The following is a 14,379-nucleotide window of genomic DNA, read 5'->3' on the forward strand; positions in this document are numbered from 1 at the left end:
CCGGTTTCTCAAATCGCTTTTTGTGAAGGGCAATAGGTGTCCTGTGTCGGTCGTCCGGCATCGTGGCCCGTCTGCGCGGCTCGATCGGCGATTTCGGTTTTTCCCACTTGGACGATGACCGCACGGCTCCTGAGAATCTGCGCAAGCGGTGCAGGCTCGGCGAAATAATAGCCCTGTGCCTCGTCGCATCCGGAAAGTTTGAGCACCTCGACCTGCTCCCCGTTTTCCACCCCCTCGGCGGTCACCTTCAGGCCGATCTGTTCGGCCATGTCGATGACGGTGTTGACGATAGCCGAACACATGGGATTGGTCGGAAGGCCGGAAACCAATTCGCGGTCGATCTTGATCTTGTCGAAGGCGACGTGGGTGAGCGTGCTGAGCCCCGCATAACCGGTGCCGAAATCATCAAGCGCCAGGCGGACGCCTCTTTCCTTCAGCATTTTTAGGACACGCGTGCTGCTGTCGCGCTCAAGCATAGCCGTTTCCGTCACTTCCAGCTCAAGCCGTTCCGCCGGGAACCCGGATGCTTCAAGCGCCCGGTCCACAATGGGGACGATATCGTCATTGCAAAGCTGAACGGCGGATAGGTTGACGGCAAGTCTGATATCCTTCGGCCAGGTCATTGCATCCATGCAGGCCTGGGCCAAAACCCACTCGCCCAACGGCCTGATGAAGTTGTTTTCTTCCGCAAGCGCGATGAAGCGGTCCGGAGAGATCAGGCCAAGCTTGCTGTGGCGCCAGCGGGCAAGCGCTTCATAGGCGACGATGCGGCCGCTCTGCAGATTGACCACGGGTTGGTAATGCAGCTCGAACTCATGGTTTTCGAGGGCGGATTTCATGTCTATTTCCAGCGCGTGCTTGTGCTGCGCAGCCATGTCCATGCCTGGCTCATAGAAGACGAAATAGCCGCAACCCATGGATTTCGCCCGGTAAAGGCCGAGATCGGCATGTTGCAGCAGCTGTGTGGCCGACGTGCCGTGACCGGGCGCACAGGCGATGCCGATGCTGGTATCGATGCTGATGTCGCTGCCTTCGAGCGCGAAACTGCGCGACACGGCATGCACGACCCGCGCTGCCAGCATCGCCGCATCGCTCTCAAAGTCGCCGCTTGTCGACTGTATGATCGCGAATTCATCGCCGCCCAAGCGGCTCACCATATCGTTTTCTCCGAGGACGGAGGAGATCCGCGAAGCGACAGCCACCAGCAGGGCGTCGCCGGCCGCGTGCCCGAGCGTGTCGTTAACAGCCTTGAAGCGATCGAGGTCCAGCAGCATGACATTGAACAGCTGGCCGGACGCGGAGAGATGCTCAAGGCGATTTTCCAGCGTCTTCATCAGCAGCACCCGGTTTGGAAGCCCGGTCAGCGCATCGTGATGGGCCATGTGCTCCATTTGCTGCGCCATGTCGCGTATCTGCCGCAGGCGTCCGCGTTCCAGAACGGCTTCGCGCAGCGTCTCGATGGCGGTTGCCATGTCGCCGATTTCATCCCGCCGATCCTGAAAGGGGGTTGCGACATCGGTTTCCTCGCGGGCGATCCGCAGGGTCGCCTGCACCAGCGCCGGTACGGGTTTCAGGAAATGCCGCGCGATGACCGTTACCAAAACACCTGTCACGGTCAGCACCACGATCAGCGCGATGAGCGAATTGTAGATCAGTTTGCGCTGCGCACCATAAAGCGCATCCGAACCACCGATGCTGACGGCGACCGCGCCGATCGGCTTTTTCGTCTCCGTACTGATGATCGGCAGCAGGCCGATATAGTGGCTGGAGTCGCCTATGGTTGCAAACCCCGTCGCGAAGCGCGCCGCCACGGCATCTCTGGCGAAGATCGGGTCGGTAGCGAGCGGTTTTTCATCATCGTCTGTGGCGTTGTCGAAAGCGGCTGCGATCTGCCTGAAACCGGAATCGGCGTCATCATAGCGGAATAGCCAGACGGCATTTTTCGTCTGGGCGCCGATGAGCGCGAGAACATCGCTTGGATTGAAGCCCGTAACGAGAATGGATTCATCGTCGCCGATAGGCTTGTCGGTCAAAATGCCGTTCACCTGGCCATCGGCATCCGCCGTGACGCTGACATAGGTGTAGATGCTTCGAAGGGTGGCGCTGGCAATCTGGGAGTTGACGCGGGCCTGATTGAGCCACTGTTCGCTGGCGGCGGCAACGAACATGTACCAGCCCACAAGCGCGCCGATGCTGTAGGCGAAGATCACCCCACCCAGGAAAATCAGGGTTATCTTGCTGGCGAGCGAGCGTCGCCGCGACGACCGGCCCTTTTCCGGCGGCGTCGTTGAGCGAAGCATGTGGCCGGGCTCTACCTGTCTATCCATCCCCCGATAGGCAGTCTCTTCCATTCGCGATAGTCCCCCGCGATGTCGCGTTATGATTGTTTTATGGAATTTTTATAGGGCATGCACTTCAATGGTGTCTGCTAAATAATTCAACAAAGTTTAGATGCGATTAAGAATTAATCCGTCTTTTTACAGTCGCTGCTTATATAAGCGGTCGTTCTTTGCACTTCAGGTTGAGAAATAGACTCTGGCAGCCGAGTTCCAGTGGCGGCAACGGCCGTCCGGGAAAATCCCGCGACCGACCTTGCCAAGCCTTGCATAAACGGCATGTTGGGCATCATACGCCGATTTTAGGGAATTTCGTCATGGCTCACAGGGGCAAGAACATCGCGCAGCTTTCCGCTCTCATCCAGGATGGCCACCTTGATCCGCGCGCCCTGGTGGAAGAGATAATCGATGCGATCCGTCAGGAGGCCGATCAGGCCATTTTCATAGGGCTGACGGCGGAGCGGGCCGCCGCCGAAGCGGAGGTCGCATCGACACGCATCCGCGAAGGCCGTTCCCGCGGGCTTCTCGACGGCATTCCAGTGGCCTGGAAGGATCTTTTTGATCTGGAGGGAACGGTGACCACGGCCGGATCGACCGTGCTTGCGGATGATGAGCCTGCGTCGCGGGACGCTGATGTGGTGACCGCGCTGAAACAGGCCGGCATGATCTGCATCGGCCGAACGAATATGAGCGAGTTTGCATTTTCCGGTCTTGGCATCAATCCGCATTACGGCACGCCGCGCAATCCCCTTTCCACGGATGGACACCGTCTGCCCGGCGGTTCCTCCTCCGGTGCGGGCGTGGCCGTGGCGGCCGGTCTGGTGCCGGTGGCGATCGGCACGGATACGGGCGGATCGGTCCGCATTCCCGCCGCTTTCAATGGCGTGGTAGGCTACAAGGCCAGTCGCGGCCGTTATTCGATGCGCGGCGTATATCCATTGGCGAAGAGTCTCGATTCGCTCGGGCCCCTCACCCGCACGGTTCAGGATGCGGTCTGGGTGGATGCCGCCATGCGGGGCAGGACTGCCGCCGATGTGCAGCGCGTGCCACTTTCCAGCCTTTCTCTTGTGGTGCCCGAGACCGTATTTTTCGACGGAATCGAGGACGAAGTCGCGGCCGCTTTCGAGCAGGCGGTGGACCGTCTTGTCCGCGCCGGTGCCTCGGTGCGACGACAGGCATTCCCGATTTTTTCGGAACTGTTCGAGCTTATCAAGGAAAAGGGTGCGCTGGTGACCGCGGAGGCCTTTGCCCTACACAAAACCCGGCTGGAAGGTGCTGATGCCACGCGCATGGACCCGCGCGTTGTCGCACGAACGAAGCTGGGGGCCAATATTTCAGTGCCGGATTACATAGCCATCATCGATGCGCGGGAACGCATGACTGCGGCTTTTTCGGGAATGATCGGGAAAGGCGAACTGCTGATGTCGCCGACATTGCCGCATGTTGCGGCCAGGGTCGCGCCGCTTCTCCAAAGTGACGATGCTTTTTTCGCCATGAATGCAAAAACCCTGCGCAACACGCAGATCGGTAACTTCTTCGATCTCTGCGGTGTTTCGATCCCTTGTGGAACGGGCGACGCAGGCATGCCGGTCGGTTTGCTGCTTTCAGGCCTGGACGGTACGGATGACCATGTGCTGGGGGCGGCGATGGCGACGGAAGAAATCGTTCGGGCTTGAGGTGTCCATCTTCTCGGCTTGTCGGGAACGTGGAACCTATCCCCCGATATCCTCTGGCCTGTCCCGAGGATTTGCTGCCGATCCTCGGCGCGAGGCCGAGGATGACGTTGCGAGGGAGAGGCTGCCGATAACCTCAACGCGCCGCCCAGTTGGCGCCGCGGCGAAACATGGTCTTCATCTGCGGCACGGAAAATTCCTTGGCCTGGTGGCCGAGCGCCGAATAAAAAACGCGGCCCTTGCCGTATTTGCGTTTCCACACCACCGGCATCACCACGCCGTCGATCCACCAAGCGTGATCGCCGGTGAACGTCGTTGTCGCCAGAACCTCGTTGGAGGGGTCGACATGCATGTAATATTGCTCTGACGTATAGGGAAAATCGGAAATCCCCTCCATCAGCGGATCGTCAGGGCGGGTGATGTTGACCGTGTAGTCAATGATATTTCCGGGATGGGCGACCCATTGCCCGCCGATCATGAACTGGTATTCCACGCATTCGCGAAAACTGTCGCCCGCGCCACCATGAAAGCCGGCGATGCCGACGCCGTTTTCAACAGCCGCCGTCAGGTTCTTGATTTCTTCCTTCTCGATCTTTGACATGGTGACAATAGGCACAACAAGGCTGAGATCATGCACCGACGGATCGGCGAAAGCCTCGGTGCTGTGCTCGACATAGACCTTGAAACCGTCCTCCTCCAGAATGTCCTTGACGATGGTGGCGCATTCCTGCGGCTCGTGGCCGCTCCAGCCGCCCCAGACGATGAGTGCTTCGCGCATTTATTTCCTCCTCGGGATTATTTGCCGAGCTGGCCGTCGACCAGCGATGTTTCAAGCGGAGCAGGACGTTCCGCCTTGGTGGTGATGGAAACGGTCGTGCCGCTATCTGACGCCGTCTGGAAGGCTTCCATGACTTCCAGCACGTGGAGGGCAAGATCGCCATTGGCGCGGTGCGGACGGTTCTCGCGGATGGCGTAGGCCATGTCGGCGACGCCAATCGAACGGTAATTTCCGTCTGCATAGGGCGAAGACAGGGTCTGCGGCTCGAACTGTCCGCCCTTCTTCAACAATTGCACTTCGCCGCCAAAATGGTTGGGGTCGGGGACGATCAGCGTACCTTCCGTGCCGTAGAGTTCCAGCGGCACATGTTTGTGGCCGGCGACATCGAAGCTCATGCCCACCTGCACAACGGCGCCGTTCTCGAAGGCCAGCACGCCGGACACATGGGTGGCGACATGAACGGGGATCTTTTCGCCGTTCTTTGGCTCACTTGTGATGAGGCGTTCGTTGCGGGGGGCAATGGCAAAACCCACCACCCTGGCGACCGGGCCAAACAGGTTGACGAGATCGGTAATGTAATAGGGGCCCATATCCAGCATCGGCCCGCCACCAACCTCATAATAGAAAGCTGGGTTGGGGTGCCAGCGTTCATGGCCGGGGCACATGAAGGTGGCGGTGCCGCCCACGGGCTGGCCAAGCACACCCTCGTCGATTAACCGGCGCGCTGTCTGGTGCCCGCCGCCGAGGAAGGTGTCCGGAGCCGAACCGATACGCAGGCTCTTTGCCTTTGCCGCGTCCGCAAGGCGTTTGCCTTCGGCGAAATTGATGCCCAACGGTTTTTCCGAATAGGCGTGCTTGCCGGCGTCCAGCGCGCGCAGACCCACTTCCACATGCGCCTTGGGGATCGTCAGGTTGACGATGATCTCAACCGAGGGATCGGCGAAAAGTGCGTCGATGCTTCTCGCCTGGAGGCCGAATTCGTCGGCGCGGGCCTTTGCCGCCTGCTCGTTCATATCCGCAAGACCGCGAATGTCGAGAATGGGAAACGAAGCCATGGCCTTGAGATAGGCGCTGGAAATGTTGCCGCAGCCGATGATGCCGATGCTGACTTTGTTCATATAATCCTCCCGTAAATCAGAAATGCCTTGGTCTGTGCTCACCCCTGCGGGTTAGAGCGCTGGCCCGGTCGTGTTCCATGGCGATTCGTAAAGTTCGTAAAGCGCAACGGCCGCGGCCCCCTGCGCCCACAATTCGTCGCTCGCAACATCGAAAACCAGTTCCGCCACACCGGCCAGAGATGGCGGCACTGCGGCATTGTAGCTGTTGCGAATGCTGACGATGAACGGCTCGCCAAGTTCGAGGCTGGAGCCGGTGATGATGACCCGCGGCGGTGCAAACAGCGTGACGATATTGGCTAGTGTCAGGCCGAGGGCGGCACCGGCTCGCAAGGCGGCCGTGATGAGGTCGTGATCTTCGGCCGCAATCAGCGCATGAGCATGTTGCATGCCACGGCCGAGCCGGATCGCTTCGGCAAAACGCCCATCCGCCGGGCGGGAGCCCAAAATTGCGTTTTCACCGGCCTGGCTCGCCAGCCGCACCGTGCCTTCATTGGCAAGGCCGATGACGAGGTCACCCAGATTGTGGCTGAGACCGCCCGCGCCACGGAAGAGCTGGTTCTGGTGCAGCACGCCAAGGCCGAGCGTCTGTTCCAGCGAAATCAGCACCATGTCTTCGAGATCGCGCGCATGGCCGAACCAGTGATGGGCAAGCGTAATCGCGTGGGCGTCACTTTCGATAATGGTCGGCGAATTCAGCCGCGCTGTCATTTCCTCAGCGAAATTAACATTCACTTCCCGCAAAATCGGGCTGCTTCGAATCTTGCCGGTGCGATGTTCGATGACGCCGGGCAGGCCGAGGCAGACCATGTCCACATCCTCAAGCGATAGACCGGCATCGACGACGCAACGTCTTACGCCGTCCTCCACCAGATCGGCGATGACGCCGATGGGCTGGCGGTCTACCCGGATCGGCAAGGCAAGCGTGGAGAGTACATTGCCGCAAAAATCGGTGACGACAAAGACCATGCGGTTTGCGGCAATCTTGGCGCCCACAACGCGGGCGGCATCCGGGTTCAGCTCCAGCATCACACGCGGCCTGCCGCGCCCACCTTCGGTGCGGATATCGCCCAGGTGCCGGGTCAGGATGAGCCCGTCATCCAAAAGTGAGGCGGTAATGGCGGAAACGGTCGTGGTGGAAAGCTGGGTGCGTTCGCTGATCTCAACGCGGGAAATGGGCCCATGTCGGCGGATGCTGTCCAGCACGCTCAGCCTGTTGATCGCGCGCATTAGTTCGGGGTCTGCGGTCTTCATGGGGTCCTGCTGCGATCAATGCCGGTTCGAGAACCGGTTTACGTCGGGTTGCGGATTAAATAACGGTGTAAGGGAGGGGTGTGTCAAGCTGTTCGCGCAAAAAATCGGCATAGTGCCTTGACATTGGGTGAGGCCTAATGTGAATTAATCCGCATTGGGGAATAAATGAGGAAATCCCCGAGGGAGGATCACCATCATGACGATTTGGCACGCAGGCGCAAGCCTGAGCGGCAGGCTGACAGGCTTTGCCGCAACGACAAGCATTGCTCTCATGCTCGGCGCAGCAAGCGCCTCGGCCGCGACGGTCGTTAAATGGATGCATGTTGAGCTGGACCCGAAATCCGTGGCTGTCTGGGAAGAAATTGCCAAGGAATACGAGGCCAAGCACCCCGATGTGGATGTTCAACTGCAGTTCCTCGAAAACGAAGCCTTCAAGGCAAAATTGCCGACCTTGCTGCAATCGAACGATGTTCCGGACTTCTTCTATAGCTGGGGCGGCGGCGTTCTTGAGGAACAGTCCAAAACCGGTGCGCTGAAGGATCTGACCGAGGTTTTCGACGCCGATGGCGGCAAGCTGCGCCAGGCCTATAACGCATCCGCAATTGACGGCCTGTCTTTCGACGGCAAGGTCTGGGCCGTACCTTATCGTGTCAGCCTCGTCAGCTTCTTCTATAACAAGGAGCTTTTCGCCAAGGCCGGTGTGAAGGCCGAAGACATCAAGACCTGGGCGGACTTCAGCGCGACGGTGAAGAAGATCAAAGACGCCGGCATCGTGCCGATTGCAGGTGGCGGCGGTGAGAAATGGCCGATCCACTTCTACTGGAGCTATCTCGTGATGCGCAATGGCGGCCAGGCCGTGTTTGACGCAGCCCGCAAGGGTGAAGGCGAAGGCTTTATGGATCCGGCGATTATCAAGGCGGGTGAGCAACTGGCCGAGTTCGGCAAGCTCGAACCCTTCCAGCCGGGGTATCTTGGTGCAACCTGGCCACAGGCACTGGGCGTCTTTGGCGATGGCAAGGCCGCAATCATTCTCGGCTTTGACAATACCGAAGCGAACCAGCGCAAGAATGCCGGCGACGGCAAGGGGTTGGCCCCTGAAAATATCGGTCGCTTCGCTTTCCCAGTTGTCGAAGGCGGCGCAGGCAAGGCTACCGACACTCTGGGCGGCCTGAACGGCTGGGCGCTCACCAAGAACGCCTCCAAGGAGGCTGTCGATTTCGCCACCTTCCTGACCAGCAAGGAAAGCGAAGAGAAAATGGCGACCGCCGGTATGATCCTGCCGGTTGCCACAGGGGCTGCCGGTGCGGTGAAGAACCCGCTGCTGGCGGATTCCGCCAAGCAGCTGGCTGCTTCCACCTGGCACCAGAACTTCTTCGACCAGACGCTCGGCGCTGCCGTCGGTCGTGTCGTCAACGATATCTCGGTTGAGATCGTTTCCGGCCAGATGACTGCCGAAGAGGGTGCCCAGCAGATTCAGGACGCATTCGAACTGCGCTGATCTGGTTTCCATGGCGGCGCCGCGAATGTGCGGCGCTGCTTATCTGCCTCCATGAAAGCGGATAGAGATGACGGATATTTCCATGACTTCTGCGTCCATACCGGCGCGCGGCGCGGCAAAGGCCAGGCGCAAGCAAAGTTCGGTCGCGCATGACCGGGCATTGACCCTTCTGGTCTTTCTGCCGCCCGCACTTTTGCTCTTTACCCTGTTTGTCATCCTGCCCATGGGCGAGGCGGCGTGGTACAGCCTTTACCGCTGGAACGGCTACGGCACGCCGACCGATTTTGTCGGCCTGAAGAATTTCCAGGTGCTTTTCGGCAATGCCGCATTCTCGCAGGCCCTGATCAATAACGGCCTCATCATCCTCATTTCGATCCTGATCCAGATTCCGCTGGCCATCTGGCTCGCCATGATGCTGGCGCACCGCATTCCCGGTGTCGTCGCCTTCCGGCTGGTATTCTTCCTGCCTTACGTTTTGGCTGACGTCGCGGCGGGTCTGATCTGGCGTTTCGTTTATGATGGCGATTATGGCCTGTTTGCCGCCATTTCCAATTTCTTCGGTTTCGCCAATCCCTATGTGCTGGCTGACAAGGATGTGGCGATCTATGCCGTGCTCGGCGTCATCGTCTGGAAATATTTCGGTTTCCACATGATGTTGTTCATCGCCGGCCTTCAATCCGTCGACAAGAACGTGTTGGAAGCGGCCGAAATCGACGGCGCGTCCGGCTGGCAGAAATTCCGTTACGTTACGCTGCCGATGCTGGGCTCCACGGTGCGCCTTTCCGTCTTCTTCGCGGTGATAGGCTCGCTGCAGCTGTTCGACATGATCATGCCGCTGACCGGCGGCGGTCCGTCCAACTCCACGCAGACCATGGTCACCTTCCTCTACACCTACGGCGTCATGCGCATGCAGGTCGGGCTTGGCAGTGCGGTTGGCGTCGTTCTCTTCGTCATCTGCGTGACGCTCGCCTTCGGTTACAAAAGGATTTTCATGCGCCATGACTGACACATCCACTTCCGTCCGCATGCCGCTGCAAACCAAGCTTTATCTCTATATTTCATTGAGCCTGATTGCAGCCATCGTGCTCATCCCGCTTCTCACGACGGCGCTCGGTGGCTTCAAGACGCTGGGAGACCTGCGCGTTAACCCGTTCGGAATTCCGGCCGAATGGCAATGGGCCAATTACGGCGATATCCTCTTCGGCAAACGTTACTGGCTGCAGATTTTCAATTCGCTGGTTATCGCGCTGCTGACGGTGTTCCTGACGCTGACAGTTTCGGCCATGGCGGCCTTCACTTTCGCGCATGTGAAGTTCTTTGGCTCGTCTTTCCTGCTCAACTATTTCCTGCTGGGGCTGATGTTCCCGGCGGCCACCGCCATCCTGCCGCTTTTCATCCGCATTCGCGATCTTGGCCTGCTCGATACCTATTGGGGCGTGGTGCTGCCGCAGGTGGCCTTCGGGCTGGGCATGAGCATTCTCCTGTTCCGCAATTACTTCCGTAATCTGCCCGACGAGCTGTTTCAGGCGGCCTTTGTGGATGGCTGCGGCTATCTGCGCTTCTTCTGGCATATTTCCGTGCCGCTCTCACGGCCGATCGTGGCGACCGTTGGCATCGTTTCCTTTGTCGGCAGCTGGAACAGCTACATCCTGCCGCTCATCATGCTGAATTCGGAATCGAAATATCCCTGGCCGCTCGGCATCATGGTTTATCGCGGCGAATTCGGCACGGAGTGGCAGCTCGTTCTCGCCTTCATCACGCTGACGATCCTGCCGACCGTCATCGTCTTCTTCCTCGCACAGAAACACATCATCGCGGGCCTTACGGCCGGTGCCGTCAAATCGTGACGTGAAAGGAGCAAAATATGGCTTCCGTCGAACTTAGAGAGATCCGCAAGTCCTATGCCGCGCTCGATGTCATTCACGGCATATCGCTCGATATTGCTGATGGAGAATTCATCGCGCTGGTCGGCCCTTCCGGTTGCGGCAAATCCACCCTGCTGCGCATGATCGCCGGGCTGGAAGAAATCACCGATGGCGATATTCTCATCGGCGACAAGGTGGTCAATGGCATGACCCCGCGTGAGCGCAACATCGCGATGGTGTTCCAGTCCTACGCGCTTTACCCGCATATGACGGTGGCTGAAAACATGGGCTTCAATCTGAAGCTTGCCGGCCAGCCGAAAAACGTCATTGAAGAGCGTGTTGCCGAAGCTGCCCGTATGCTTGATCTTGGCAAGCTTCTGGACCGCAAGCCTTCGCAGCTTTCCGGCGGTCAGCGCCAGCGTGTCGCCATGGGTCGCGCTGTCGTTCGCAACCCCGCCGTCTTCCTGTTCGACGAGCCGCTTTCCAACCTGGATGCCAAGCTGCGCGTGCAGATGCGCAGCGAAATCAAGGCGCTGCACCAGAAGGTCGGCACGACCTCCATCTATGTGACCCATGACCAGATCGAGGCCATGACGCTGGCGGACCGGGTGGTGGTGCTCAATCACGGCCGCATCGAGCAGCAGGGTACTCCGCTTGAGCTTTATAAGACACCCGCCAATCTCTTCGTCGCCGCCTTCATCGGATCGCCGGCCATGAACCTCATCGAAGGTGTGGTCGATGGGGAAGGCGACCAGCCCGCCGCCCGGCTGAAGGACGGAACCGCGATCCGCATTGCCGCCTCCCGCAAGGTCAAGCGCGGCCAGCCCGTGACGATCGGGCTTCGCCCCGAACATATCGGTTCTGCGATTGGGGGAGATATCTCGCTTACCGGCAGAACGGTGCTGGTGGAGCCAACCGGCGCGCAGACCCATGTGGTCTTCGAATTGGCGGGCGATCAGGTCACGGCAGTGGTGGATGGTGAGCAGCCGGTGAAGGTCAACACGCCCTTTGCCGCCACCGTGCACCATGAGCGCGTGCACGTCTTCGACAGGGCGAGCGGACTGGCGCTTTAAGTGCCCAGATGTTCTTGATGAAATGCTGAAATTCTCTTGCCCCTTCGCTTTTGGGGCTTGTCTGAAAATCACGAGCGGTTAGCTTGGCGATTGGGAACAAAGCGGGGTTACCGCGTAACTGTATCGATGCAGGAGGAGATTTTTATGAGAACGATCAAGGGACCGGGTCTTTTTCTCGGTCAGTTCGCCGGTGATGCGGCCCCCTTCAACAGCTGGGACAGCATTACCAAATGGGCGGCGGAAAAGGGCTATGCTGGCGTGCAGGTGCCGACCTGGGCCGGGCAGCTGATCGATCTCAAAAAAGCGGCGGAATCGAAGGACTATTGCGAAGAATTCGCCGGTGTCGCGCGCCAGAACGGTGTGGAAGTGACCGAGCTTTCCACCCACTTGCAGGGCCAGCTTGTTGCGGTTCATCCAGCCTATGACGAGGCTTTTGACGGTTTTGCCGCACCGGAAGTGCGTGGCAACCCGAAAGCGCGTCAGCAATGGGCGGTGGAGCAGGTGAAGTTTGCGCTGAAAGCCTCCAGAAATCTCGGCATCAAGGCGCATGCGACCTTTTCCGGCGCGCTCGCTTGGCCTTTCGTCTACCCGTGGCCGCAACGCCCGGCCGGTCTTGTAGAAACAGCCTTTGACGAACTTGCCAAACGCTGGACGCCGATCCTCGATTATGCCGATGAGCAGGGTGTGGATGTCTGCTATGAAATCCACCCGGGTGAAGATCTGCATGATGGCGTCACATTCGAGATGTTCCTGGAACGGGTGAAGAACCACCCCCGTGCCAACATGCTCTACGACCCCTCGCATTACGTGCTGCAATGCCTCGATTATCTCGATAATATCGATATCTACAAAGACCGCATCAAGATGTTCCATGTCAAGGATGCGGAGTTCAACCCGACCGGACGGCAGGGCGTTTACGGTGGGTATCAGGGCTGGGTGGAACGGGCCGGCCGCTTCCGTTCGCTGGGCGACGGGCAGGTCGATTTCGGTGCGATTTTCTCGAAAATGGCCGCCAATGATTTCGACGGCTGGGCCGTGGTCGAGTGGGAATGTGCGCTGAAACATCCTGAAGACGGCGCCCGCGAAGGGGCTGAATTCGTCAAGGCGCATATCATCCGCGTCACGGAAAAAGCCTTTGACGATTTCGCATCTGGTGGCACCGACGATGCGGCCAACCGCCGTATGCTTGGGCTTTGAGAGCATTGCAGAGGAAACATTATGGCTATTGAAGGAAAGACAACCGACAAGGCGAACAAGCGGATTCGCCTTGGCATGGTGGGCGGCGGCTCGGGTGCCTTTATCGGTGGTGTTCACCGCATGGCGGCGCGGCTCGACAACCGTTTCGATCTCGTGGCAGGGGCGCTGTCTTCGACCCCGGAAAAATCCCTCGCCTCCGGCCGTGAACTGGGGCTCGATCCCGAGCGTTGCTACGGCTCGTTCGAGGAGATGGCCGAAAAGGAGGCGCTACGCGAGGATGGCATAGAGGCGGTGGCGATCGTCACGCCCAACCACGTGCATTATCCGGCGGCGAAGGCGTTTCTGGAGCGTGGCATCCATGTCATCTGCGACAAGCCGCTGACCTCCAATCTGGAGGACGCCAAAAAGCTGAAGGACGTCGCCGACAAGGCCGATGCGCTGTTCATCCTGACGCATAATTACACCGGCTATCCGATGGTGCGGCATGCACGGGAACTGGTGGAATCGGGCGCTCTCGGCACGATCCGGCTGGTGCAGATGGAATATCCGCAGGACTGGCTGGCGGAACCCATCGAGCAGACGGGTGCCAAACAGGCTGTCTGGCGCACCGACCCGGCCCAATCCGGTGCGGGTGGTTCCACAGGCGATATCGGCACGCATGCCTATAATCTCGGCTGCTTCATTTCCGGTCTGGAAGTCGACGAACTGGCGGCAGATGTGCATACCTTTGTCGAAGGCCGCCGGCTGGATGACAATGCGCATGTGATGCTGCGTTTCAAGCCGAAGGGTGGCAAGCAGGCGGCAAAGGGGCTGCTCTGGTGCAGCCAGGTTGCGGTCGGCCACGAAAACGGGCTGAAAGTTCGTGTGTATGGTGACAAGGCCGGCATCGAATGGACGCAGGCCGACCCGAACTATCTCTGGTTCACGAAGCTTGGCGAGCCGAAGCAGTTGATCACCCGCGGCGGTGCCGGGGCAGGGGCTGCCGCAGCACGCGTCACCCGCATCCCTTCCGGCCACCCGGAAGGTTATCTCGAAGCCTTTGCAACGATCTATACCGAGGCGGCGCATGCCATCGAAGCCCGCCGCACCGGATCGGCGCTCGACAAGGCCGTAATTTACCCGACCGTCGATGATGGCGTGAAGGGTGTCGCCTTTGTTACGGCCTGCATCGAGTCCGGCAAGAAGAACGGTGGCTGGGTGAAGCTCTGAGGCGAGGTTGCAGCGTATTTCTTCTCCCCGCCCCGGGGAGAAGAAAAAAGCTGATGCGCCAGCTCCTTCGTACACTGGGGCCCAAGACTTAGTGATAAGCGCTGGACGACGTCGATTCCACGCGTTCCGTCACGGGGCAGCCGTCCTGGATCTTGGTCCAGGAGGAAACGTTGAGTTTCATCTCGCAGCGGGCCAGATAGGACCCGCCGTCGACCGTGAGGCAGGACGTCTGGCCGAGCTGGAACATGACACCGCGATTTCGGCATTTGCAATTATGGGCATCCGCCAAAGTTGGTATAAGGGCGATGGCCAAGCCAAGTATGAGCACTCCAGGACGCATGGCTGAGGCTCCAAAAGATATCCCGCCAGATTACTCCTGTC

Annotated in this window: 12 protein-coding genes; 7 read left to right on the plus strand and 5 right to left on the minus strand. The window is 59.4% G+C overall.

What is annotated here, in order from left to right; translation table 11 throughout:
- Nucleotides 1-8: 8 nt before the first annotated feature.
- The gene (locus DOU54_RS11170) at nt 9-2,351 is read right to left on the minus strand and encodes a sensor domain-containing phosphodiesterase (protein WP_113731301.1); all 2,343 of its coding nucleotides are present in this window, start codon (nt 2,349-2,351) and stop codon (nt 9-11) included.
- Between the two features lie 302 nt (nt 2,352-2,653).
- Between DOU54_RS11170 and DOU54_RS11175 the strand changes: the two genes are divergently transcribed.
- On the plus strand, nt 2,654-4,012 hold the full coding sequence (locus tag DOU54_RS11175; RefSeq protein WP_037093280.1) for an amidase: 1,359 nt from the start codon (nt 2,654-2,656) through the stop codon (nt 4,010-4,012).
- Between the two features lie 133 nt (nt 4,013-4,145).
- Here the strand turns inward: DOU54_RS11175 and DOU54_RS11180 are convergent, their stop codons facing one another.
- From DOU54_RS11180 to DOU54_RS11190, 3 genes are read right to left on the minus strand one after another with little or no spacing between them, the layout of a single operon-like run.
- Nucleotides 4,146-4,787, minus strand: a complete 642-nt coding sequence (locus DOU54_RS11180) for a ThuA domain-containing protein (RefSeq protein ID WP_004438834.1) — start codon at nt 4,785-4,787, stop codon at nt 4,146-4,148.
- 17 nt (nt 4,788-4,804) lie between these two features.
- The gene (locus DOU54_RS11185) at nt 4,805-5,905 is read right to left on the minus strand and encodes a Gfo/Idh/MocA family protein (RefSeq protein ID WP_113731302.1); all 1,101 of its coding nucleotides are present in this window, start codon (nt 5,903-5,905) and stop codon (nt 4,805-4,807) included.
- A 51-nt stretch (nt 5,906-5,956) separates the two neighbouring features.
- A complete protein-coding gene (locus DOU54_RS11190; protein WP_037093277.1) occupies nt 5,957-7,156 on the minus strand; it encodes an ROK family transcriptional regulator in 1,200 nt (399 codons plus the stop codon).
- Between the two features lie 196 nt (nt 7,157-7,352).
- On the opposite strand from DOU54_RS11190, the gene DOU54_RS11195 reads away from it, so the two are divergent.
- The 6 genes from DOU54_RS11195 to DOU54_RS11220 all read left to right on the plus strand — a co-directional run bounded on the left by DOU54_RS11195 (nt 7,353) and on the right by DOU54_RS11220 (nt 13,998).
- Nucleotides 7,353-8,654 carry an extracellular solute-binding protein gene (locus DOU54_RS11195; protein WP_034498157.1) on the plus strand — a complete coding sequence of 434 codons (1,302 nt, stop codon included), beginning with the start codon at nt 7,353-7,355 and terminating at the stop codon, nt 8,652-8,654.
- A gap of 67 nt (nt 8,655-8,721) precedes the next feature.
- Complete coding sequence (locus tag DOU54_RS11200; protein WP_004438845.1) at nt 8,722-9,660, plus strand: carbohydrate ABC transporter permease; 939 nt, start codon at nt 8,722-8,724, stop codon at nt 9,658-9,660.
- A complete protein-coding gene (locus tag DOU54_RS11205; protein WP_004438848.1) occupies nt 9,653-10,501 on the plus strand; it encodes a carbohydrate ABC transporter permease in 849 nt (282 codons plus the stop codon). The genes DOU54_RS11200 and DOU54_RS11205 overlap by 8 nt, the downstream gene beginning before the upstream one ends.
- Nucleotides 10,502-10,518: 17 nt before the next feature.
- Nucleotides 10,519-11,592 (plus strand): ABC transporter ATP-binding protein, encoded by a 1,074-nt coding sequence (locus DOU54_RS11210; protein ID WP_006697244.1) that lies wholly within the window; start codon nt 10,519-10,521, stop codon nt 11,590-11,592.
- A 144-nt stretch (nt 11,593-11,736) separates the two neighbouring features.
- A complete protein-coding gene (locus tag DOU54_RS11215; protein ID WP_113731326.1) occupies nt 11,737-12,789 on the plus strand; it encodes a sugar phosphate isomerase/epimerase family protein in 1,053 nt (350 codons plus the stop codon).
- A gap of 21 nt (nt 12,790-12,810) precedes the next feature.
- Entirely contained in the window at nt 12,811-13,998 is a 1,188-nt protein-coding gene (locus DOU54_RS11220) for a Gfo/Idh/MocA family protein (RefSeq protein ID WP_004438856.1), read from the plus strand.
- 88 nt (nt 13,999-14,086) lie between these two features.
- Here DOU54_RS11220 and DOU54_RS11225 read toward each other — a convergent pair whose 3' ends face one another.
- The gene (locus tag DOU54_RS11225; protein WP_113731303.1) at nt 14,087-14,338 is read right to left on the minus strand and encodes a hypothetical protein; all 252 of its coding nucleotides are present in this window, start codon (nt 14,336-14,338) and stop codon (nt 14,087-14,089) included.
- Nucleotides 14,339-14,379 lie beyond the last annotated feature (41 nt).

Origin of the sequence: Agrobacterium sp. MS2, assembly GCF_003261015.1 — a bacterium.
Taxonomy (GTDB): domain Bacteria; phylum Pseudomonadota; class Alphaproteobacteria; order Rhizobiales; family Rhizobiaceae; genus Agrobacterium; species Agrobacterium pusense.